At 58.1% G+C, this 24,040-nt stretch carries 9 protein-coding genes; all 9 read right to left on the bottom strand.

All coding sequences use genetic code 11. The features are described from left to right. Window positions 1-21: 21 nt before the first annotated feature. Entirely contained in the window at window positions 22-2,121 is a 2,100-nt protein-coding gene (locus tag FRZ40_RS13235; protein ID WP_147234338.1) for a UvrD-helicase domain-containing protein, read from the bottom strand. Then, entirely contained in the window at window positions 2,118-8,543 is a 6,426-nt protein-coding gene (locus FRZ40_RS13230) for a DEAD/DEAH box helicase (protein ID WP_147234337.1), read from the bottom strand. The genes FRZ40_RS13235 and FRZ40_RS13230 overlap by 4 nt, the downstream gene beginning before the upstream one ends. Window positions 8,544-8,611: 68 nt before the next feature. Next, a complete protein-coding gene (locus tag FRZ40_RS13225; RefSeq protein WP_147234336.1) occupies window positions 8,612-13,720 on the bottom strand; it encodes a DNA methyltransferase family protein in 5,109 nt (1,702 codons plus the stop codon). Between the two features lie 2 nt (window positions 13,721-13,722). Beyond that, window positions 13,723-16,671: a DEAD/DEAH box helicase gene (locus FRZ40_RS13220; protein ID WP_147234335.1), complete on the bottom strand. Its 2,949-nt coding sequence runs from the start codon at window positions 16,669-16,671 to the stop codon at window positions 13,723-13,725. A gap of 669 nt (window positions 16,672-17,340) precedes the next feature. After that, a complete protein-coding gene (locus FRZ40_RS13215) occupies window positions 17,341-18,846 on the bottom strand; it encodes an AAA family ATPase (RefSeq protein ID WP_147234334.1) in 1,506 nt (501 codons plus the stop codon). A gap of 6 nt (window positions 18,847-18,852) precedes the next feature. Next, window positions 18,853-19,794, bottom strand: a complete 942-nt coding sequence (locus FRZ40_RS13210; protein ID WP_147234333.1) for a hypothetical protein — start codon at window positions 19,792-19,794, stop codon at window positions 18,853-18,855. A 1-nt stretch (window position 19,795) separates the two neighbouring features. Continuing rightward, window positions 19,796-21,667, bottom strand: coding sequence for an ORC-CDC6 family AAA ATPase (locus tag FRZ40_RS13205; RefSeq protein ID WP_147234332.1), 1,872 nt, complete (start codon window positions 21,665-21,667; stop codon window positions 19,796-19,798). Further along, entirely contained in the window at window positions 21,664-22,851 is a 1,188-nt protein-coding gene (locus FRZ40_RS13200; RefSeq protein WP_147234331.1) for a metallophosphoesterase family protein, read from the bottom strand. Before FRZ40_RS13200 ends, FRZ40_RS13205 begins: the two co-directional genes overlap by 4 nt. 10 nt (window positions 22,852-22,861) lie before the next feature. Beyond that, window positions 22,862-23,752: a DNA adenine methylase gene (locus FRZ40_RS13195; protein ID WP_147234330.1), complete on the bottom strand. Its 891-nt coding sequence runs from the start codon at window positions 23,750-23,752 to the stop codon at window positions 22,862-22,864. Window positions 23,753-24,040 lie beyond the last annotated feature (288 nt).

Genomic DNA, 24,040 nt, shown 5'->3' with positions numbered 1-24,040 from the left:
ACTCGGGCGCTCGTCCGCAAATTAGCACAACACAAGAATAGCTCCGCGCTTCGCGCGCGTCAGCGCGACGTAAAGCAACTGTCTCCGGTTGCTACCCTCAGTCTGCTCCTCGACGAACGAAGCCGGCGCTACCACGGCGACGTAGTCGAACTCGAGGCCCTTCGCCCGGTGCATCGTCGCCATGTGCACCACACCTTGCTCTTCCGTGTGGTTGCTCTGCGCGGTAATCGTAGCCGTCCGCTCGCCGGCCTTCTGCAGCAGGAGAGCGAGGGCATCGCGGTTCTTCTCGCTGGAGGCGACCACGCAATAGCTTTGAGGTGGCTGACCATCCTCCTCCTTTGGCCACTCGTGTATGAACTCACGGACTCTCTCGCCTGCCTGTTCTATTCCGCCGACCTGAAGCTCGACGGGCGCCGGACCGTGTGTGAGCGACCGATAACGGCTCGACTCGTCCAGGCCATCGTCAAGGTCATCGACCTCCACACCCTCAAGCAACGCGACCGCCTTAAGACGGATTTCGTCAGTAGTCCGGTAGTTGATGTAAAGCTTCCTGGAACGCCCCCGAATGTCAATGCCACACTTGCTCATCGCCGCGCGGTGACGGGTATAGATGCGTTGGTGGCCATCACCAACAAAGAACAGGTCGTTCGACCCTGCGGGAATCATCGCCCGCAGCAGCCTCAGCGCCTGCGGGCCGAAATCCTGTGTCTCATCGATGACAATGGCGCTATAGGACGGGATAAGTGACTTGTCTGCATCGAGCATGGACGCCACCTCACGGTAGGCATCATCTACCTCCTTGAGCTTGCGGGATGCAAGTTGGCCACGGTACTCCTCGAATACCGGCCACACGGCATCGCGCTTCGCGCGGCTGAGCAGTACACCGCGGCCGGTACGGCGCGCCTTGCGGTACTCGTCCAGTGTGGTGATACCTTGAGCGAGGATAACCTGCTCAAGCTCCTGTTCATAGAAGTTGTCCGGCAGGTCGAGGCTGTCCTCCTTCACCGCCATGGCAGCATCCCAAGCCTGCCTGGCACCATCCTGATTGCGGTCGTACACAATGCGGTGTTCGAGCTTGCAGCTTCGCATGAAGCCGTGCACCCAGGCATCGAGGTTGCGCACCTCCAACTTTTCGAGCGTCGCGGCAGCGCACAGGGTACGCAGGTTCTGCTCGATGTCCGTCGCCAGGTTGCGTGTGAAGGTTGTGAAGAGCACCTGTTGCCCGCTACCGGTGCATTGCTCGGCAAGCCACTTCGCGCGGTGCATGGCCAGGACCGTTTTGCCCGTGCCGGCTCCGCCCAGGACTCGAGCTGGACCACTGAACCTTTTCTCAGCGAGCTTGCGCTGTGACGGATGCAGGAAGACTCGCCACTGCGCAAGCGGTGCATTCAGAATAGCCGCGAGCGTCTCGTCGTCGTCCACGACAATGAATCGGGATTTCGACTCCGGCGTAGCCAGTGCTGCCGCAAAGTCTTCGGTGTCGATGACATTGTCGACGCGGCTTTCCCGCGCCATCAGAACCTGCGAAATCGTATCGCCAGCCGCGACGAGGAACAGCCCCTCGTACGCCTCAACCGGCAAGCGCGCCTGAATAGCATCCAGTTCAGCATCACTGATAATGGAGCGCACATCCCCCAGCAGTTCCTGGGGGACACCCAAGCTCATCAGCTCCCGGTCATCAAACATGGCAAACAAAGGCGAAGTCGCCGGCGCGGCATGTGGTGGCACCCCTACAGCAGGCTGCAGCCCGTCGGTTGCCGGAGCCTGCTCCGCCACATGCTCAAACGTTACTAGCTGCATAGCACCCGTGACCGGGTTGATGGTGAGCTTGCGGCTTTCCGCCCAGCGATACGCCTCGTCGTGCGGCCCCACGTAGAGCAGCACATAGACGTCGCCGGACGACGGCTTGAAAACAATGCCACGCCAGTCGCCGTCCACGCGGACCGACTTCAGGTTCGGGTCACGCGCACCCTTGATGTTCTCGTAGTTGGTACCAGAGCTGGTCGGGTTAGTCTGAAACCCGATAGCCCACTTCAGGACCTTAGTGTGGATGTTGGACGGCAGCTTGGCCAGCTGCGCCAGGAATTCGCTGCTCAGGGCAACCTTCGGCTTCAGACTCACTGCGACTCCTCGTTCGGCGTGTTGAAGTCAAGTTTTGCTGCAACAACAATCTCCCAATCGGTGCTGTCGATATTGGTCATGGATTCATCGAGAACAAGCACCGTCCAGCCCTGTGCCGTCCACTCATCAACCAGGTCGGACTGGTCATCGCGCAGCACCGCGAGCTTCTTGCCGACCCAGCAGAGCTCCCCATCTGCGACAACTTTGCCCTTCTCGTTGACGAGTTCAAGTCCCGGCACGGGCACCGGTGCGCCAGCCTGCGCGAGCTTTTGCAAACCCGCCTTCATTTCATCAAATGCCTGCCCTAGCACTTCCTGCCATGCACCACCCAGTGCAGATGCAGAAGCTGGTTGGGCTGGTATGACATCTTGCGCCGGAAACGGCTTGAGCACATCGTAATCATGGGCATCCAGGCCAGAAGTCGTCACGAGCCACATAGCCGGCAGCGTCTGGATTGTGTTGAACACGTGCAGCCACTGGCGCCAGGCTGTATGCAGAGCATCCTTGCTCTCCACGCTAATGTCTTCCAGAATCAGTACCCCCGGTGCAGCCCAGTTGGGTGCGCTCTCAAACCCTTTCTGGACAATTGTCATCGGCCAGTTGCCGAGTTGGTGGCACAGCACATCCTGCGACTTCGAGATGCTTGGGGCATAACCCTTGCCGGGTACGCGCACATGCTCAGGTAGGCGGTGCGCCCATTGCGCCTTCACATATTCACAGGCAGCGGCATCTTCTGGGGTGCTCGGTACCATCAAGAAGCCTAACCACAAGGCATTACGCTGCAACTGCTTGAGTCCGGGGTCATCCTCCTGCGAAGCAGGCGTCGCCAGCCACGCGAGTAAGCGGGTGAGAGCATGGTGAGTGAAGGCTTTTTCTTGGGCACGCGGAACGTTCGGCGGCGGCTTGATACCTTGGTGGCGCGCCATTGACATTAGCGGGGAATCGAGGTCGGTTTCAAGGTCGCCCTTGAGTGAGGCCGCCACATCGTTGTGCGTCACGGACCAGACCCAATACCGACCACTCGCCACGATGGCGCTGCGTTTGGCCGCGTCGGAACCGAGACATTTCTGGTGGTCGGTCCAGCCATCGCAAAACACAGCAATGGGCCGGCGCGTGTTTGACGTCGTCGACCACGGCCAGATGACGAAGTCCGGCTTGCTGGCTATAGCCACGCCCTCGTCTCTGCCCAGATTGCATTGCGGTTCAATCTTATATCGCTGGCTGCCGACCTCGAGCACGTAACCCGTCTTGCCGTTCACTACGTCCTGCACCAGCTTGATGACCGGCAAACTGCCGATACCGCTGAGGCGCTTCAAGCCCTCCAGGAATCGTGCTTCCAGGACGGAGTCGAAATTCGGGTTGATGTAGATGTCGGAGATGGTTTCGACGGATTGAAGCTTGTCAAGCGAGCCCACCAGTTCGCCCAGGACCGATTTCGCCATATCGCGCGAGACCAGCTCCATGTTGCGGCCAAGGCGGTACTGGTAGACGCACCGGTAGCAACCATCCTTTTCCGGCTCGTTGTTGCACGAGCAGGCAGTGACCGCCTGCAACGCCATACGCAACACGTCCCCCAGCGTCTTTGCGCCTTGCTCCAGCAGCTCCTGCAGGTAACCCGTGCCGCCTGGAACCGAGTCGTACAGCATGACGTAAAAGCGACGCGGCCCGCCGTCCTTGCCGGGTTCGTCCTGAAGCACCATGCGCAGGTGGTCAACCTTGCCGCCATAGCGCTTTTTCAGGCCCAGCTGAACCGCGGCCATAAAGGACTGGACCACCCGCTCATCGACACCGTTCTTCGTGTACGGCACTAGGATACGAAGTGCCTCGGATTCGAACTCGCGATACAGATACAGGCACTCGAGCAGGTCCGTCGGGTCATTACTTTCCCGCTTCGGGCAATCGAAGCTGTGATTCTGCTCCGCCGCATCGCCATTACGCCTCGGTGGCTTCTGCACTTTGCCGCAATGTCGGCATAGCTTGAAGCCGGGGCGCATTGTGGCCTTGTCAGCTACCTTGAAGGTTTCGCCGTTTTTGGCCAGCTCGCCGAAATTGACGTCGCGGAAGGTCACCCGGTCGATGAACTCGAAACCGAATGGCAACTGGCCGGTACTGATTTTCCAGGCCTTGCGCACATTCTCTGGCGCGAAGTCCGCCATCAGTTGCCGGACATAAAACTTTGGCTCACGGTCCTCGACGCTGTCGTCGATACGGACCTTGAGGTCATTGCTGTTCGCGATAGCCTGCTTGAAGCGCAACAGCGTGCGCTTCTGTGCGGCATCGGCCCACATTGCATCGCTGCAGCGTGGACAAGCCATATGGGTGTCCGGTTCGGTGTCCAGATTCTGCATGTGATGGCACGACGGGCAGAAGCGCCACGATTCTGTCCTCGCCAGACTCATGTTTATCTGGTCGACCTCAACTCGCCGCTGGTTCGCGTAAAAGCGGTTTTCCGGGGCGAACTCGGACAGTGCTGATTGGGCCGGGCGTTCGTACTTGAGCGTATTCAGGGTGACGTATCCGCCCTGACCGGGTTCGTCCGAGCCGCGCTTGCGCCACAGCACTGACTTCAGCTCGATGCCAGATTCGGGGAACGCGTAGTTTGGAATCAACCCCGCATCGGTCAGCGTGTTAAGCAGGTCGCGCCCGTTGATTTCCTTGATAAGTTCCAGCAGCTTGTCGCGCTCGCGCAGCAGCAGGTCGATTTCTTCGCGCGTGGCCTCATCCTGAGGACGCTGCTGGAGCTTGGTTTTGAGCTTGTCGAGTTCGTCCTTACGTTTCTTGTAGGTACGACGCTCTTCCAGCAGCTCGGTCAGGGATTTCAGCAACCTGATTTTCAACCCATCAGAATCACCCTCTCCCTGCATGAAGTCAGTTAGCCGCGCGCAGACTGCTTCATTGTTCCTGATAGCTGCCGGAAGCAGGCTGATAAAACCTTCGAGCAATCGCTGCTCGTGCTGCAGAACGTAATCGCGCAACACGTACGGAAAGCGGTCAAGCTTTACCTGTTCCATCGCGTCAAGTGCCTGCGAGGTCCTCTCCGGCAGGGCATTGGCATTGGTCAGGCTGGCAACCCAGTCGTCCATGCAGAAGGCGAACAACTGGCGGCGAAGAACCTCCGCAGCGCCTAGAAACACCCCCGGCGGTGCTACTTCGCCACTGAGCATCTCAGCTGTTTCGGCAAAGAAATACAGGTCGTGCGGGCTAGCGCCATCGGCCAGCGTCGTCGCCATCGCATTACCGTCGCGGCGCCCCGCGCGACCAATACGCTGCAGGAAGCTTGCCTGGTTTGGAGGCACCGAGCAGAGCATCACGGACGAGAGGTCACCGATGTCCACCCCCATTTCGAGCGTCGGCGTGGCCGAAAGCAGGTTTTCATACCACGGCTTCGGCTGCTTGCTCTTGAACCGGCTTTCGAGGTCCTCACGCTCGCTGCGCTCGAGCAGGCCGGTGTGCTCGGCGGCAATGACCCGGCGCAATTTGGCCTGGCTGAAGCGCTTTGCCCACCAGCTCGCGGCATCCTGCACCTGCAGCTCGTAGGTGAATTCCGGCGCGTCGAGACACGGCATGCCGAGAAGGCGCTCCGCACAGTCACTCGGTACGGACAACCTCCGCATGCTGCCGCCGGTCGCGATAAATGTGACGTCCTGGTACAAGCAGAGGCGGTCTGGATTCAGCGCCCAGGTGTCGCCCTGGTGATGTTGTGTCATCACCAGCAGGCCTGCGTCGCGCAGAACTGGAAGAGCGACCTTGTACAGGTCCGGCGCGATGCCGTTTGGCAGGAGCGTGTCGCGCCCCAGCACTACGTAAGCCCAGCGGTCGTACCAGGTCGACCGTCTCGGATTGGTCAGTTTGTCGAACCCGCTTTGCGTCCCCAGGGTCAGGAATATAGGCCGGGCGGTGTAATCGCCAATTCCCGGCATCCATTCCGAGCGCCCCCCAAGATTGACCAATGCCCATGTCTTGCCATCCCCCGCATAAGTGGCAAGTTCAGGGTGCATGACACCACCACGCCGGCGCACGTGCGTGAGCATGCCCCACAGCCATTGGCTCACGGTGTGTACCGTCAGGTCGCGAAGACCATACTGCTCGCTAAAGGCTGAGGTCATCCTGGCAGCCACTGCCTCGACGTCCTCCCAAGGTACCGACAGCACAGCCTTGCCAGTCCGCTCGAGCGTACGCCCGCGCTGGCTGTGGTACGTCATCTCGCTGTAGGCCTGCCAGAGAAAGCGTTTTTTTACGCGCTCGGGGAGCTTGCTCTCGGCCGGCAGGCGCTGACGCTGCAGCAGCTCCACCGCCCAATCGCGCTGCCAGGTCATGTTCGGCGCGATAAGTTCCGACACCAGCCGCTCCGGCGGCATACACAGCACCGAGTTGTCGGTTCCGAAACGCTGCTCGACCTGACTCAAAAACTGACTCCAAGGCATGACTGGCGTCTGGAGTTCATCCATCACATGGGCCAAGGCCGTGCGGATGTTGTTCATGAACGTCCGGGCGCCGAAGAACCCGGCGCGGTGCGCGGCATCCTGCACCGAATCCGAAAACGCGATGAGCTTCTTATCGTCGTTGTATACGCTGGCCCAGCTGGATTCCACAATCTGCGAGCCAAACGTCGCGTTTCTGGCGCCGAGCAGAAGCAGTCTGTCGTCTTCGCCGCACGCCGGGCAGGTGGTGTCGTGCAACGTGAACTGTGCCTCGCCGCGCATCTGGGTGCGCTGAGCCATCACCTGGAACACTTCGAGCAACTCCTGGTAGCCGCAAGCAACGCACGCCTCGCCGGATGACTGCATGGTTCCGCAGGACACGCACACGCACCTGTGCGTGCCGTCAACCCGGTTGTTCTGCCCAATACTTTCGGAGGCGTACAGTCGCGCGGCCTCGGGTCGGCGCGCGAACCATGTGTTGTAAATCTCGTCGAGCTTGACGGACAACCGCGAGCTGCCTTGAACCAGCCGGGACAACCATCCGGTCGTACGACACTGACTGCATTGCACCATGGGCAAATACACGCCATCACGCTCGCCCGGCAGGTCGCGCTCACTGCGCAGTTTGACTTCTTCCGGAACGGTACTGAGCTTGCCTACCATACGGCGCAGTTCTCGTATCCAGAGCTGTATGCGGAGCGTGACCAGCGGTAGACCGTGCTCCCGGCGCGCCCAGGCTACGAGCACAAGCAGTGCGTCGGTCACCTTGCTGACTTCATCGCTGGTCGCCGTCGGCATGCTGCGCGCAAAGGCATCAGTCAGGTCTGGATAGCTGACGGTGCCGTCTTTGGCGAGCCTGAGTAGGTTGACGAACAGTTGGTGGCGCTTGAGGAGCGTTCCGAGCTTCTGGCGCCATTCGGCGTTGCGCACATCCGGCAGCTCAGCTGCGCCCAGGAAAAACAGTGGAAACCACGCTGCGACGGCGTCCTCGGGCGAGGCATAGTGCGTCGGGTCGAGATGCTCCATCACCTCCGGGTGATAGGCGAACATGTAATCGACCGTCGAATCGCCGAGGAAATCGTCCATCGACTGGCGGCTTTCGGTGATGACCGAGTCTTCCGGAAAAGCGACGCCAAATACCTCTTCTGCGTATTGCCGCAGTGGACTGGTATCCGACGCGACGCCAAGCGTCGCCGACGTTCCCGCACAGATGAGATGATTCTCCGGCATCTGGAGCCGCGCGCGCAGGCGGCGCAGCAGCAGCGCGAGGTCCGTGCCCTGGGCGCCGTCGAAGGTGTGCAGTTCATCCACCACCACGTAGCGCAACGTGGTCGCCGAATTAGACTCCCACAGCTGCCGGTCCTTGGGACGCAGCATCAGGTAGTCGAGCATCTTGTAGTTCGTCAACAAGATGTCCGGCGGATTCTTGCGTAGCGTTTCGCGGTCGGTGATGACGCTATTGGGCGTCATCAGGGTCCCCTGACCGGGAGATGCCATCTGGCCGCCGACATACAGGCCGACACGCAGTCCTGCGAACGCGGGCAACTTGGCCACCAGTTCTGCGATACGGCGCGCCTGGTCGGACGCCAGTGCGTTCATCGGGTAGATGACTAGCGCCTTAATGCCTGCCTCACCCGCCGCGCGGGCACGGGTACAGTGGTCAAGCACTGGGTACAAAAAACACTCTGTCTTGCCGCTGCCAGTACCGGTGGCAACCAGCGCGCTCAGCGCATTGCGGTCACTGGAGAGCCGCTCCCAGGCCTTTTCCTGATGGCTGAACCCCTCATACTCTGTGTCGAAGGTGGTGAAGAACCTGTGGCCGGCCGTGCCAATACTGAAGGGCAGGCCAATCTGCACATAGGGACCCTTGAGCCAGTTGTCCTCACCCTCGACAAAGCGGCTCATCAGGCCATGCGTGAACGAGTCGGCCGGCTCATACGTCGATATTAGAAACTGCTTTAGACCCGTCTGAATATCTCTTGCGAGCAACGAAGGCAGCATTTTTTTGCTTCTTTCTGTTGGGTTTCTCTACTGGGGACGTTAGTTTGAGCCGATACGTCTAATCAGGTTCATCTATCAACCGACGGCGCAAACGCCACCCATGCGGTGCGATAGTCATCTTCGCGATTGGCTCGGGCGAAGGGCGCTACATAGGTGCGCGGTACGATGCGCGGGCCGCCTGGAAGCGTGTCATCAGTGACCCATTGCGTAATGACAGTTCCGTCAGGAACCTTCGGATTGCCACCGGCCTTGGCGACGTCCTCGCTCTCACCTGCCTCCGCATCAGCATTGGTCCAGAGGTCTTCCCAGCCGAAGTTGCCTTCGCGCGACTCGCCGTCAGGCGTCACGATACGTGTCTTCGGCGTGCTGCGGGTACCCTTGCGGGGCAGGCCGACGCCAGAAAGACCCTTGCTGTTGGTAAAGGCAATACGGCCGTTGATGTCGTACCATGTGTCGCGCTCGTAGCCTTGCATCACGGGGAATTGCACGCGGTAGATAAGCAAAAGTTCATCGAGCGTGAGGCTCAGCGCCTGCGCAACCAACACGTCGATTTCGACCAGCGCCATGCGGCGGGCGTAGTCACTGCGCAGCGCACAGTCGCGCGTCCAAGTGCTTGCTAGAGCAGTCCAATGGTTTTGCGGTAAGCGCGGATTATCCAGGTCGCTCCATCGTTGCTCAGAGAACGTTATGTCGTACGTCTGCTCCCATAGCGGTACATAATGGTTCGTAACGCAATTCAGAACCAAATAACGAGAAGCAACTTCTGGAGTCCAGCCTAGGAAGGGCAATTTACCTACCAGTTCTCCGCGCATGTCACCCTTTCCAGTGCTTTTAACAAGGAAGTCCACTGGCAGCGATGCCATTGCACCAGAAAACGCGGTCAAGTCTCGATAGTCCCGAAAGATAATGGATATGCAGCTGTCGATGTGTCCTACCCCGGGCGGCACCAGCGCACAAATAGCACTCCGCTCGGACGAGCTTCCAATTGCCCGTCTATGTACGTGCCTGAAATAGTCGGTGGACGCCCCCTTCACACCGCTGGTGACTTCCGACCATCCAACGCGGGGGACTCCGAGGAAGTACAAATTCCTGTCCGATTTCGGCCAGAAATTCGTTCTAGGGAGGTAATCACTCGGCAAAGCTTCGAGGTCGATAACGTCGTAGTGACCTTTCTCGGTACATACCTTCCGCGGAGTCTTGTTGAAAGGGTTGGCCAAGAAGAAGTGGGGCCCCGAGAGAATCCAGTCATCGGATAACTTGGGAAACGCAGCATCAGTCGCCAATCGACGGATAATTGTTCCGTCAGTCTGCTGGCGAGTCTCATTCCACATCTCGTTCACTATTGATACCCCGGACAAGTCGGAAAGTCGGCACTTGACGGAAGCGAGCTTCAGGAGGACCGAGTTGAGACTTGAGGCGTGCAACGACGGTAACCTGGCGCGGTCGGCCGGCGTGCCAGGCTCGTCATAAAGTCGAGCGAACACTTCCAATGCCTGCTCGTCGACGCGAACAACGCGGTCGCGGTGCCCGGCTGTGTTCCATTGCCCTTTTTCGTTCTTAATACCTCCCGGCAATCCCATACCATCATGCTGGTAACAGGCATCTACGGTGCTTGGTACAAAAAGGTTAGCAATGGTGTCAAAAGACGGGTGTGGTAACGGTGGCCCATAAATGTTGACGCTGTATTTTTCCCTATGAGCAATTGGGAACAACATCTTCTGATTCTGAAACTGAAAATGAAACCGCAATCGCCGATATAGGGCGTCGCGCAGTGCGCCACCTTCGGTGTCGTCGTATGGACCTTCCGGATGCAACAAGGCAGTTACGCCTTGAGTCCCGCTCAAATTCCACGTTAGCGGCATAAAGCATTTATATAGATTGACCTTCATGCCTTGGAGCAACGGGTAGTTCTGCACCGCATTGAGGAAATTCTGCATACCTGCCGCTTCCTGCAATTCATCGACCCATGCGTCCTGTAACCCCGAAAACTCCTTAAAGGCCTCCGCTCGTAGCTTGACCAAGTCGCTCGCACTGATTTTGCGAATTGCGAATTTTGGATTGCGCTCGCCCAGGATGCCAGCCTCGTTCCACTCCACCCTAATCCACGGTGGATTACCGAGAATCAAGTCAAAGCCTCCGTTACGCAGCAGCACATCAGCAAAACACAGCTCCCAATGCATGAAGCGACGCGCGTCTGCAATGGTTTCGACCATTGCCACACGCGGGAAGTGCTGGCGCAGCTTGCTGATACGCAACTGTCCAAATTTGTCATGCAAGTTCGGCTGCGCCGCGAACGTGGTCAGTGGCAACTGGGTCTCGAAACCAATAAGGCTGCCCTGAATTTCCGGTAGTAGCGCTTGCGGCTGCTCTTGCTCGGCGGGCGACAGGAGGTCTAGGCCAAGTTGCGGGAGCACGTCCACTACGTTGCCTTCGAGGATGGCACCAATCTCCATCCACCACTGTTCGCGACTTGGCAATTGCTCGGATTCGGTAATAGGCCAGAACCACAGCGCGCACCAGCAGTCCATTACCAACTTCAGGCGCCGGAACGGAGTAGCAAGGTCCCCGTCTTCGTTCAGCAGACCCTCGCGGCAGATGGCGTCCTTTTCGGCCCGACTGATATTGCCAGTGCCCGTACCCTTTTCCCGCTCCTTGTGCGGCCATACCGCCAACGCGTCTTCCGTACGACTGCGGTCACGCGCAAGCGCTTCGGTATGCTCCGCCCACAGTTCATCCACCCGTGCACTGAGCTGCTGGAGGCGTGCAATCTCGAAGTCGGCAAGCGGCGCGTTGAAGGCTTTCCGCCAGACCTGAAGGCGCTTAAAGTCTTCCGCGTAGAGTTTCTTCGCCTCCTTGTCCGTATAGTTCGCCATGCCGGGGTCAGGCAGCAGGAAGTGCCAAATTTCATCCGGCTGGCGCGGCGCCGCCGCAGTCACTCGACGTGGCGGCTCTTCGTGCCATGCAGGCTTAGCGCCCTTGAACAACGCGGTGGGGCTGAACACCTGATGACGCGCGCCGATAAGGCTGTTGCCGGTAAAGAGCTGATAACCGAACCAGGGTACACGTGCTGGCAATGGCCTGCCTTGCTCGTCCTGACCACCATAGATGGCGTTCAGCCAGATGGACACCTCGGCCAGTTCCACCGCGATGGGATTCAGGTCCACACCGAAAGCGTTGCGGTCGGCCAAGTACATGCGCACCTTCTGCAGTTCCTGCGAGTACACGTCGTGCGGGATACGTTGCTTGAGTTCAGCCTGCTTACGCTCCAGGTAAGCTTCCGCCAACTGGTTGACCGCTTCGTTCAGGAACGCCGCGCTGCCCATTGCAGGCTCACATATTGTGAGCGTCAAAATATCGTCGGCACATTTCAGGCGCTCGCTGACCAGCAGCTCCTTGAGCGCATATTTCACGAGACACTGCGTGAGTACCTGGGGCGTGTAGTAGCTCGCGCTCTTCTGCCGGTCACGGCCCGCCAGGCGGTAAATGAACGAGCCCTTCGGATACATGCGCAGCTTGCGACGGCCGTTCTCGTCGACGTCATAGACCTTTTCGTCGTCGCGATAGTCATCGATACGGCTGCGGGGCACAAACCAAGCATTTTCGAGCTTGTCGGCGCCGGAATCACTGGTGGGCGCGCGGCGGCCGGTAGCAATGTCGTCGCCATCGTCGCCATCGCCACTGTCCTCGTCGTCACTGTTGCTCGCCGCACTCGCTTTCTTTGGCGCGGGTTTGACTTCGTACAGGTCTTCTTCGGCGAAAAAGCCACGGTAGCTGAGCAGCGCCTCATAAACCGCGCCGAGCTGGTTGATGGAGAGCATCTGATAGCTCACGCGGCCAAGGCGACGCCCCTTTCCCTGAGCCTTGCTGAGCGACAGCAGGCGGATGACGCGCTGCCATACGTCGTTCGAGAAATGCACCTTATCGAGCAAGGGCATGGTGCTATCGTCGAACAAGCGACTATCGAGCGGTGCCAAAGCAAAGACGTCCATCGCACCTTGAGCTACCTCGTGCAAATGATGCTGGCTCTCCATGCCGCAGCCATGGGCGACCAGCCTGAACAGGCGGCGCAGCGTCATGTCGAAGTATCGGCCCTCGCGCGAGTGCTGGGTGATGAGCGGCTGCATCTCCAGGTCGCGCAGGCTTTCGAGGCTGTAGCCCTTGAGGTAGACCTCGCTCTTCTGGATTGGCACGTAGCCCAGTTCTGGACGCGCTTCGATGTAAAACATGAAGAGCAGCCGGTACACGAGACGCACGCATTCGAGGCTCAGTGCGCCGGCATCAAGCTTGTAGGCACCGGAGTAGAGGCTCTTCTTGCTGCCCGTGGCGAGTTCATCGAGCTGGCGCGCGGCCTCGTTACCGAGGATTTCGATGGCTTCGCGCAGTGCGTATTTAAGGTCCTCGCTAACGCCAAACGCATGCTTGTGTGCGTTGCTATCTAGGCTCTCAAGCAAACTACTCCCCTCGCCGGGGGCGAGGCAATCCTGATGCAGCAGCGCCGCGCATGCCTTGAGCGTGTCCGCGTCCTTGCGGTCGAGTATGTCGGCCCAGTTGAATCGCAGTGCGCGGTTATTCGGCCACTTGTAGCGGTCGAGCAGCAGCCACTCATCGAGACCGACCAGCAGCACATAGCGGGGAGGGTTGTCAGCGCCGAACACGGCGTCGGACAGCATCGTCGCCCATGTCTCACCGCGCAACTCGGCGTGCAATGGCTCGCCTCCATAGTGGAACGTAGTGAGCTGGTGGTCGAGGAGGTCGTCGTCTTCGGCGCCGGGATGGTATGCCGGAATGATGGCGAGACGCGTACCCTGCACGTCCCAGACTGGCACTGGTAGCCCGGCGACGAACTCGTGCAGCGTTAGCGTGAGCGGCGGCTGACGATAGCCAAGTGCCTGCAACAGACCGGTCTGCAGCTGCATGAAGAGCTGCCAGCGCTCATGTTCATCGCGGCCACGTGTAACCTGGCCGCGTAGCGCAAACCAGCGTTGCGCCCAGCCCTGCAGGCGCTTGTACGGCGCGCGGTGCGTATCATCACCAGGGTGCTGTGCTTCCTCGGCATCCCATTCGGCCAGACGCTCCCTGATGTCGTCCTTGAAGACCGCGGTCAGGTACGTGTGGCTGTAGAACTCGTTTTCGTTGCTGATGCCAGCAAAGGTCTGTACGGCGTCGAGAACGGGCATGGTCAGGCTCCGGCGGCTTGAGGATGGCACACACCGGCCAGTACCTGAATCCAAGGCCGTGGCTCGGTGGTTAGGGTGTCTTCTACCCAGCGGCGGTATTCATCAAATACTTTGTGGATTTGCTGGCTGCGTCGCTCGAAGCGTCCTTGCTTGACGGTTTCGAGCTGCTTTTCAAGGTTCAGCGCAAGCTGTTTCATCTGGCGTCCCTGCAGGCGCTCGAGTTCGGCAAGAGTGTCCTTCAGCCTTGCCTGCATGTCGGCGGAGAAGGTCTCCTGGCGTTCCACCATGAACTCGTGCATGAATTTCACTGCGAGCGGCAGCGCTTGCTGCATCGGCGCCTGAAGCGCCTGCGTTTCGCCGCGGTTTGGCAGACCACCTGCGCGGATACCCGAGCGTTCGATGAAAGCGTCGAACGATTCCAGCGCGAACGCGCCGTCGCCCTTGCTACATACGACCTGCCATTCGACCAGCAACGGCTGGCCTTTGCGGTTCGGAATCAGGCTCATCAGTATGAACGCCTGTTCATCGGGAGCGAGCTTGTGGCTTTGCAGTAGCGGCGCCTTGTGACGACCGAAGTGGGTGAGCACCCGGTCACCAAGCCACTCCATAATGGGATGCTGCGGCCAAAGGTAGTGCTGCTGTGGCCACGTTTCTTCTTCGGAGCGCGCCTGACGGGCAATTTCAATCGCGTCCATCATCCGCTTCGGACTGGCGCACAGTGTGTAGTGGTCGTTGTCGGCCTGCACTTCGCGAGGGAGCTGACGCAGGCGCTCCTGCAGGTCGCGCGGAGCGGTCAACGTGATGACCTGTTCCTCGTCGTCCGAGGCCCAGTCGCACAGCGTCTGGCCCTGATTGAGCTGCGTGAGCGCGGTCTTCGCGTAGTGGTGGTCACTCTGAAACAGCGATGTACGTTCGTCAATCTGTTCGAGACTGCTACCGACTGGTGTAGCAGTTGGGTCGTCCATGTGACCATCCGCGTTGTCCGTGCCACCGCCAAAGAGCTGCATCAACCAATCACCACCGTCTTCGTCGGTACTGTCGTTCGCGGCATTCTGGTCGAGCTGGGCCTCAACTTCCGCCGGTTGCATTCCGTCTGCCATGAAATCGGCGACCTTTGCCTCCTCCTTGTCCGGGTCGAACACGTTGAGAAACGCTGACGGGTCACCGAGGTTCTGGTACGCCTGTTCATCCTTGGCCTGCAGAATTTCGAGGATGTGCAGGTCTCCACGAATCTTTTCGTTTGCCGATTCGGTAAACAGATAGAGGATGTTCGGCTCATGCTTTTGCCCGTACCGGTCCACACGACCATTGCGCTGCTGGAACACCATCAGCGACCAGGGCAGGTCGAAGTGCACGAGGCGATGGCAGAAGTAGTGCAGGTTCAGACCTTCGCTCGCGACGTCAGAACACAGCAACACACGCAGCGAGTCCTCTTTGCGACCAAAGCGCTCGACCAGCGCCTGCTGGTCGGTGTCAGGCATGCCGCCATGTAATACGGCCAGCTGATTCGACTTAAGCTTGAGGTCGACGGTGAGCTGGCTTTGGAGCCAATCAAGCGTTTCAATACGCTCGGAGAAGATGACCAGACGGTCATCTGCGTTGTGCGGCTGCCAGCCGAACTCACCTGAACGAAACTGTTCGAGCAGTCGCTGGTACTTGCTGAAGCTACGCGCAGTGGAGTCATTAACGAGCACCTTGAGTGCATCAGCCAGGACTTCAAGACCCTCCACCTCGCGCAGTTCTTCAGGTGTAGGACCGGACTTGTTCTGCAACAACGCGATGCGCCTGTTGGTCGACTTGAGGGCGGCGGCCGGACTCGAAAACAGCGCCTTCTGCATGCCCACACGCTGTAGCTCCTGCTGGCGAGCGTCATTCCTCTGGCCGCCCTGCGTGAAAGGCACTTCGAGCAGCGCACGGTACGCCGCCTCCTCCTCAGCACTGGCATCCTGCCGCAAGCAAAGCGTGTTGCGCTCCTGGAAATCCGACTGCACCTGGTCCTTGATGTCCTTCTTGAACCGCCGGATAACCAGGCCCTTGCTGCGGAAATCAGCCGGCGTGTAGTTGTCCGGGTCAGGAATGGCAGTCGGGTCCAGCAAGCTCATCAGCGACGCGAAGCTGCGCGCGGAGCCATCGTGAGGCGTCGCAGACAGCAAGACGAGCGTGTCCGAACGGCTGGACAGCAGCCGCGCCAGGCGCGCACGACGAGACAGACCGCCTTCGCCCGCCCGCGCAGCGACGTTATGGCATTCGTCGATGACGATAATGTCCCACCAAGCGTTCTCGAGATAATTGCGATACTCGAGATTGCTTTTAAGCGTATCGATGGAGATGATGCTGCGGTCGAAGTAGTTGAACGGGTTATGGTTCGTCGGAATTCGGTTGCGCACTCGCGCAAGCCCCACGGAATCGAGACGGACCAGCGGAATTGTGAAGCGACTCCACCATTCCTTCTGGAATTGCGTGAGCATCGCCTTCTGCGTGACAACGAGAATGCGCTTGCCGCGCCCGCGCTGAATCAACTCAGTGGTAAGAATTCCCGCTTCTAGCGTCTTACCAAGACCCACCGCGTCGGCAATCAGGATGCGCGAACGCGGTTGATGCAGTCCCTGCAGCGCAGGGTCGAGTTGGTACGGTACAACGTTCATCACGCCTCGGTGACCGAGATGGATGCGAGCGTCGTTCGCCACGCCACGTCGGCGCAGGCTTTCGAGGTAAAGGACCGTCGCGTTATACGTGGGGCTTGTGTCGGGTACCAGCTCTGTCTCGGCTGGGTCAAGAATCTCGATTGCATCTTCCAGTTTGGTCAGAAACAGGGCCGACTGTCCTCGGACCAGCTCTGAAACACCGTCGCAGCTTAGTAGCCAGCCGCCATCGGCAGTGGGGTCAACACGGCGAATGAGCCATTCTTCATCACGGATGACGGCACGCGAGCCAGGCGCGAAGGGAAGCATATTGTTTGGAATTCCGGAGTCGATACGTTTTTGTGTTCACCGCCACACGCAGCACCAACCTGATTCGCGACCCGACTAATTCCCCCGCGTCGCACGCAAAACCTCTTGTGGTGCTGCAACCCTTGAATTTTAAAGAGAACAGGGCATTTTCATCATTCTAATAGCCTGGGCGAGCCGACGTCGTTTACGCCCCATCTGCTCCCGCAGAATATTCAAGACGCATCGACGACTGCACCTCTCCGCGCAGGCAACGTACACCCCTGTCCTGCATGGTCTGCCCAGCGGCTTCCGCGCAGGACTCTTCGTCCGCCGTGCTCAGAGTCGCGCTGATACCTTCGGATACCGGCGTATTTATCGAAACCGGGAAGCGCCGCTGCCCGGCGTCGTACGAGAGCGGTCCCGCCCATTAGTCGTCACAGAGACACGGAAAGAACACGCCTGAGCCGCGTGACATTTCGAATGGGCCGGCGCGTGTTTGACGTCGTCGACCCGGCCAGATGACGATTACTCGCTATCGCCCCCCTCTTCGCTGCTCCGCCCGGAACCGAGTGGTACAGCATGACGTAGGAGCGACGTGGCCCGCCGTCCTTGCCGGCCCCGTTGCCACCTCGAAATCCAAAGTCGGACCCCGACGACAGCGACCAGCAAATCTTGCTCTGACGGACTACGCTAGGCCGCGTTGCCCAGTCTAAGCTCGTTCGCTTGCGCCTGGAGCCACTCTCGAACCGGGCGCGTATATTCTTCCCAGCCAACGTTATGTGTGGCTATCTCAACCAGTTTGCGCAAAGCATAGACGCGAGGCTCTCCGCTCGCCTCCACGACTTGGTTGACATAGCCATGACGCTCAGGGACATTGATGATTTCATGGGCAAAGGCCAATAGCGGCCTGTCACCTTCTGGCACTTGACCCTGTTGGACGGCCCGAAGCATACGGTTCAACATTTGTTCAGGCGATGTCCCGCCATCGGCTACCAACGGAACAATCTTCTGAAAGAGTGCATCTCTTTCTCCAGCGCGTCTGGGCTCGTTCCCCGAGAGATGACGTTCAATCTTGCGACGTATCTCGTCAGGTGATGCGTTTACATCTCCGTCCAATACGATTAACACTCTCTCTAATGGAGCATTCGCGAGAACCATACCAGCACCGAGTGCAAATGCGTTCTCGCTGGGTCCGTACCAACCAACGTGGACATACGGTTGCAGCCTCAACGCACGTGCCACCTCCTTGACAATTGCCTCAGCTACGTCGTCCTCGACAAAAACCCTAAGCGGACGCTCGAGTTGCCCGGTAATTAGCCGCAGTGCGTCATACGAATGGCCCTGCCAAACCAACGTCCGTTCCTCGACCCGGTGAATTGTCTTCACTGCAATCGTTTCGTACATATCCGCTATCGGCGGAAAGTGCGTGGTGAAGACAAGTTGCTTATGCTTGGCATCACAATGCACTCTCAGCGCGTCCAGAAGCTTTTTGAGAGCATCTTGGTGAAGAAATAGGTCAATCTCGTCTATCAAAATCAACGAATGATTCGGCGCACTGAAAACAGCGTCAAGTATCCGAAACACGCGCTGTTCACCCGCACTCATCGAAATGGCAGCATAACGGAGGGCTCCATTCGTCACGGCGATTGATGAGCGACCACCCTGTCGGTACTGGACTTGGTGATACTCAGCATACTGCCTGTTCAGCACTTGTCCCGCTACATCACGCACTTGATTATGGACTTCGCCTGGAAATGCACTACGCTGGTAGTGAACCATAGCGTTGATGCCAAGCGCTTCCACCTCAGGGACTGATTCACGGATGGTGACCATCCTTACGTGCCGTATGGGACGTTTGTCGTAACGAGGTGCCCAACGGTCAGCTGCCTTGCTGAATCTTTGCTGGAGATTTTGCTGAAGCGTCGCGCCGTCTCGCTGTTCATAGTGAATGGTGAACGAACTCCCCGCCCACAGCGCCTCTGTGCTGGGCTTGAAGAACATCGGAAACTTGAAGTCGAAATTGTCGTCAGGCGGACTATACGAACATGCCAATGCGTGGAGAACCGTAGACTTCCCGCAGCCATTGGCTCCCATGATAGCGGTTAAGGATGTCTCGCCGAAACTCAGTTCAACGTCCCTCAGGTTCTTCAGTTCAGCGACTTCGAGCTTTATCAGCTTCTGTTGTGAGATAGGCATAGCCTGCTAATCTTTAGTGCGGAAATTGACTGAGACGGACACAACGTGCCCTGATGCTTTGCGATTTACAGGCTCCTCAAGGGACCCGCTGCTCACCCTCCAAACGCCGACGTCATCGTGAACACTCGCGACCAATAGGGTCACGAGCGCAAACAATTTCGGACCAAACGGAATTAAGACAGCGTTAAAGTGCGGCTTCAACATATCCACAAGGGAGTTAATCTCGCTGAACAACTGAGCGGGCTCGTTCAGGTCGTAGGGCTGGCATCTTCCATCTGACTGGATGATGTCGAGCAGCGAGCGATTGGCCTCCAGAACTCTTTGGTAATACTCTGGAATTGGACCAAGTGGATAATAGGCCCACGTCGCATTGTTGATTTCCAAGTGGTCCACTATCCCAATAGCCTTGTTCGGCTCATACCCGAGTCCTACGATAGCCGCCGGCGGTCGGTCAGGCCTAGTTGTCCATCCGGCAAACTGCGGTATCACGGGTGCCACTGTAACGGTAGGAGCTGAATCTATGGCGGGAGGTGTGAATTCAGCAATCGAGTAGCGAAACGTTACAGCTATCTCAGTTGCTGGCAATTTACGCAACGCGTCGACGAGATGAGCCATACGGAACCGATTGAAGCAGGAAATATCGATTTCCACGTTCCATACACAACGTTCCGGAGAGCACTGGGATAGGTATTGGTTGAGCGTGTCTCGAAACTTGTCGTCATCGACTTCAACCAAGTCGAAACCCGCACTCTCGAACCATGCCTTGTTCGCGTTGTATTCTAGCTCGCGTTGGGATGCAAATCCGATGGCGAGCTTCCTTCGGGCTACCTGATGAAACTTTTTAGACGCCGCGATTGCACGTCCCTCGTATCCGCAGGCTGCGATGAAAACGTCAATGTTTTCCGAAGGCACGCTCTCGACATTACGAATCGAAGTTAGCTTGAGCATATCAATCCATATCCAACGAGAGTTGCGAAGGCCTGTTCTCCTGACTCCTCGGCTGACTGTCGCGGGCCGGCAAGAGATTGGAGAGGCGCACCGTTTTTCCTTTCCGAAGAAGCAGACCATACTTCGCCGCAAGCAAGAAGCTCAAACGTAGGTTCGCATTCAGCATCTCGCCGACAATCGCTTTGGAAGATGATTCGTCGACGAGCATGACTGCTCCGCGATTAACCGCGGATGCCAGCAATGCCTGCGTTCTCGCCGACACGCCTTCGTCAACTATGAAGCTTTGCGCTGGGTCAATGCCAAAATTCCTATCTACCAGTTCCTCGTGCAACCGCGCGCCTATCTCCTCCAAGAGCGTGTCGAGCGGCAAGTCGTTATCGAGATTATCAGCGTGCTCGACAGGAATGGTTTTTAGAAGTGCAATGAGCCGGTCAGCGGCAGCGTCAATCTCTTTTGCCTGCTCCGAGTTGGGAACTTTGCGTTCTCCCGTTTTTACAAGGAAGTTTATGAGCGGCGAGGTAAGGCCGATAAACCAACGTGGATTGCCTTCAGTGACGGCGAAAATCGACTCTGCGCCCGCGTAGAGCTCCAACGTCTTGCGCTGCCGCGCCGCGACATCCCCCTTTTTTGATTCGTGCAAGAAGAAGTCGCGAACTGCTGCAACAGGTGCGGCTTTCCGAAGAACACTGTCTCTTTTGTTCGCCCACATGATTTCAGCGGCAGATAAGTCAATGTTCTTCTGCTTCAGAAATCCAGCGAACGAACGGTCCTTCCTTTCGAGAGATGTAAAGACCTTATGCCAAGGCTCTCCAGGGCTATACGGACTACGACGACGCACACCACGATTGTCCTTGGGCTCGAATACCGACCGCCCCAATGCCTCCTCAGCCGTGATTTTTAGCCCATGCCTTTGAGTCAACGAAGCCCATAGCGCCCTGCAAAAAGTCTTCGACTCCGCGCGGTCCGTGTACCACAGACGTATTTGTTGATAGTCGTGTCCTAGCGACGCGCCATCTTGCTTGAATAGTGCTCGATATGCCGTTCCTGACACGGGGCTGATTGCCAATTTCAGATAAAGCCGTGGGTCCGATGTGCGAAGTGCAGAGAACAACTGGTCGACTATCCAATCTGGTGCTGTCTCAAGCTCATCAAACAGTAGGCTCCATCGCGCCCCGCTTTCTCCCACAACCTCATTGAACGTCGCGCAGATATTCGAGCAAATGTCGAGGAAGTCGAGATGCAGAAAGTCCAAAGACGCTAGCTTCGAGGAGCATTCTTCGTCCGCAAGCAGACTACAGGCATTCGCGAGGATGCGAATATCCGATAGCCGATTCCTCAGTGCCTGCCGGACAGCAAGCAGGCTAGGGATTTCAGGTTTTACTCTAAGTGCGACAGACAACTCACGAGCTAACGACGCCTCTTGCCCACTGGAAAGAGCGACCGCGCGATAGGCATACTCAGAGTTCGCGCGTGCGGCCATCGTTTCCAGCACAGCGTGGATAACGTGCGTAGTGAAGCACGCCAGCACCAATGTTCGATGATTCGGCCCGCTCAACTTTCCGTATCCGAGAGAGTTAAGCTGCTTCGACCAACTGATGTCTGACGCAATAAAGACGCCGCTGTACTTCACCGCTGCTCTAAAGGCATCTGCCTTCTGGCCCGTCCAAGCCCCAAGCGCGCTTGGCTGAAGCATTTTCAGCAGCGTGGTTTTGCCGCTACCACGCGGACCAATTAGAACCGCGTGATAGTCTCCGGCAAGCTTCTCGAAATGTGTTGAATAGACGAAGCCGTTGGCAACCTCGGCCGGCCCGAGGTATTTCGCATTGAAGGCTTCTGCACTGATTGATAGCGACATGCGTTCTATTCTGGTCATGTTACCCTCACACCGAATTCGAACGGCAGACCTGTGCTATCGCACGAAATGATGATGTTGTGTTTGGCGTCAAGGGTGCTACTAAGGGCCTTGAATTTACGCGGCGTGAGATGTGCCAAATCAGGCTGCAGCTTCAGCATCTGGTCCCACTTCATCAGTTGCTGAGAGCCCATCGCGTCAACAATGTCCCGAGCCAGCTGCTGTAAATTGCCTTCAAATCCAAATCCTAATCGACTTGGGAAGGTTGCATTCGCGGTACCGTAGTTGGTCCAACCGTACCCGTGAATCCAATTCCACGAGTTGACGACCCCACGCAATTCGGCGTCAATGCCGAACCGTTCCACCTGCACCAAATGAAAGTAGTTTCGCGATACGGTGGCGTTCGCGCCTTCGAGTCGCCCCGAGAAGCTTCCACATGCGAGCACTACGGGTTGCTGGAACTCGCCCTGAGCAAGCTCTATCTTTGGATGGTGTTTGTGACCATGAATCACCAGCCACGCCCCGTTGCTTGACAGAGCGTCGAGCAGCTTTTGCCCGTTGAACATGATGTCACCACCAAGGTCGAGTTCGCTGTGCACATGTGGATGATGATGACACACTGCGATGTTGAACTCTGCCGCACCAGACGACGCCAGGTCTCGGCGTAACTTCTCAAGGGTATAGCCGGTAACTGCGCCGTGCTCGAGTTGGTCGCGATGCTCATGCAGCCACGAGGAGTTCAGCACCAGAAAGCGGACTTGACCAATGGTCGTCAGGAAATAACCGTGAGCCCAATAGTGGTCGGCGAGCGCATCGTCAGCGATGGGAAACCGCGGAAGCAAACGCATCAGAGCCTCACGGGGAAATGCCCCGTCTATGTGGACTCGCGAATCCACATCATGATTGCCTACCGTGGCAATCACTTCCCGAGCACTGAGCTTTTCTTTCAACCCGTGCAGTTGCTCCCACACGAACTTCAACGCGCCGGCGTCGGCGCGATTTGTCATGTCGCCAGGACAGACGACAAAATCAGCTGTCAGGCTCTCATGCTTGATGAGTTCGTAAAGAGACGACATAGGATTGTCGTGCAGGCTGAAACTATCGCCGTCAGAGTACAGCTTGACTTCTGTACCCTTGGGGTCGCTGCTTTTCGGCGCGGCGTGCAGGTCACTTAAGACCGCAAAAGTAATGTGCTCCTGGGTCATCCGCCGGCACCTACTCGTAGTTCCGGAGCTGGTACTCACGCACCGACTTCCGCCCCTTGGAGAAGCCCGCGACACTCCTTCGAACGGGAGCGTACGTCAGGTACCAACCGGGCAGTGCTTTTCGCAACGTATGCGCCTGGTTATAGGAAATCAAAATTCTGACGCCGCGTTCGTCCGCAGCCCGGACCTCTTCAATCAAGCGCTCGACATCGGCATCCGAGAACGCGTTCCAGCCGTATTCGCCGCGGTTTCGTACGCTGCCGTAGTAGTACGGGGGGTCCAGATAGATGAAATCGTTCCGGCCCGCGCCTCGGACTGCATGCACAAAATCACCGCAGTACAGTTCCGCGCTCTGCAAGCGCGCTGAGAACTGACGCAGTTCCTTGACACCCGGCAGTGGACCGGTGCGATAACCGCCATAGGGAACGTTGAACTGACCCTGGCGATTTTCACGGTATACCCCGTTGAAGCAGTAACGGTTCAGGTAAAGAAACTTGGCCGCATCAAACGCCGCGTCTGCACCCGTCGGCAACGCGCGAAGGCGGAGGTAGGTTTCTTTATCGGCTTGCCATTCGCCTAAGCGAGACGCGACAGCGTCTGGCGCTTCCTTCAGCGCGCTGTACGCCGCAACCAGATGGGGGTTCACATCGCCGAGCAGAGCCCGAGACGGATTGAGCGCAAGAAAAAGGCAGGCGGAGCCACAGAACGGCTCGATATAGCGGCCCGACACTTGTGGCGCGAGGCCAGTTAACTTTGGAAGTATCTGACGCTTGCTGCCCGCCCATCTCAAGACGGGCTTCACCGTCGCATCGCTTGTCATTTTGGCCATTCCCCGGTATGCGTTGCGCGATTTTAATGCATTGGACTGACCGTTGAGAGCTTGCGGAGCCAGCTTGGTCAAGCATCGTCCGGATTGCGCACTGTTTCATGCCGTCCGAATGACCTCGGTCGTCGCTTGCACAACCGTATATCTGGCAATCCCGCGAAGCGCAAGTAGTTGCTGGCCGCGGTGCGGCTCTCTGCTCCGAGCCCCTGCAGGTGGATGCTTGACGATTGCATCGCCGCCACCAGGCGGCGGCCGGGCGCCGAGAGCGCTTCACTTGAATGACGTCGATACTTTTGCTAGATTGGGCTCTGGGCGCAACGCCCACGACTGAAATCGCAGCCTAACGTAACTGGCCGAAGAGGG

The organism is Paraburkholderia azotifigens, from assembly GCF_007995085.1.
Lineage (GTDB): Bacteria > Pseudomonadota > Gammaproteobacteria > Burkholderiales > Burkholderiaceae > Paraburkholderia > Paraburkholderia azotifigens.
The sequence above is the reverse complement of the archived record's forward strand: the minus strand, read 5'-3'. Positions and strand labels throughout refer to the sequence as shown.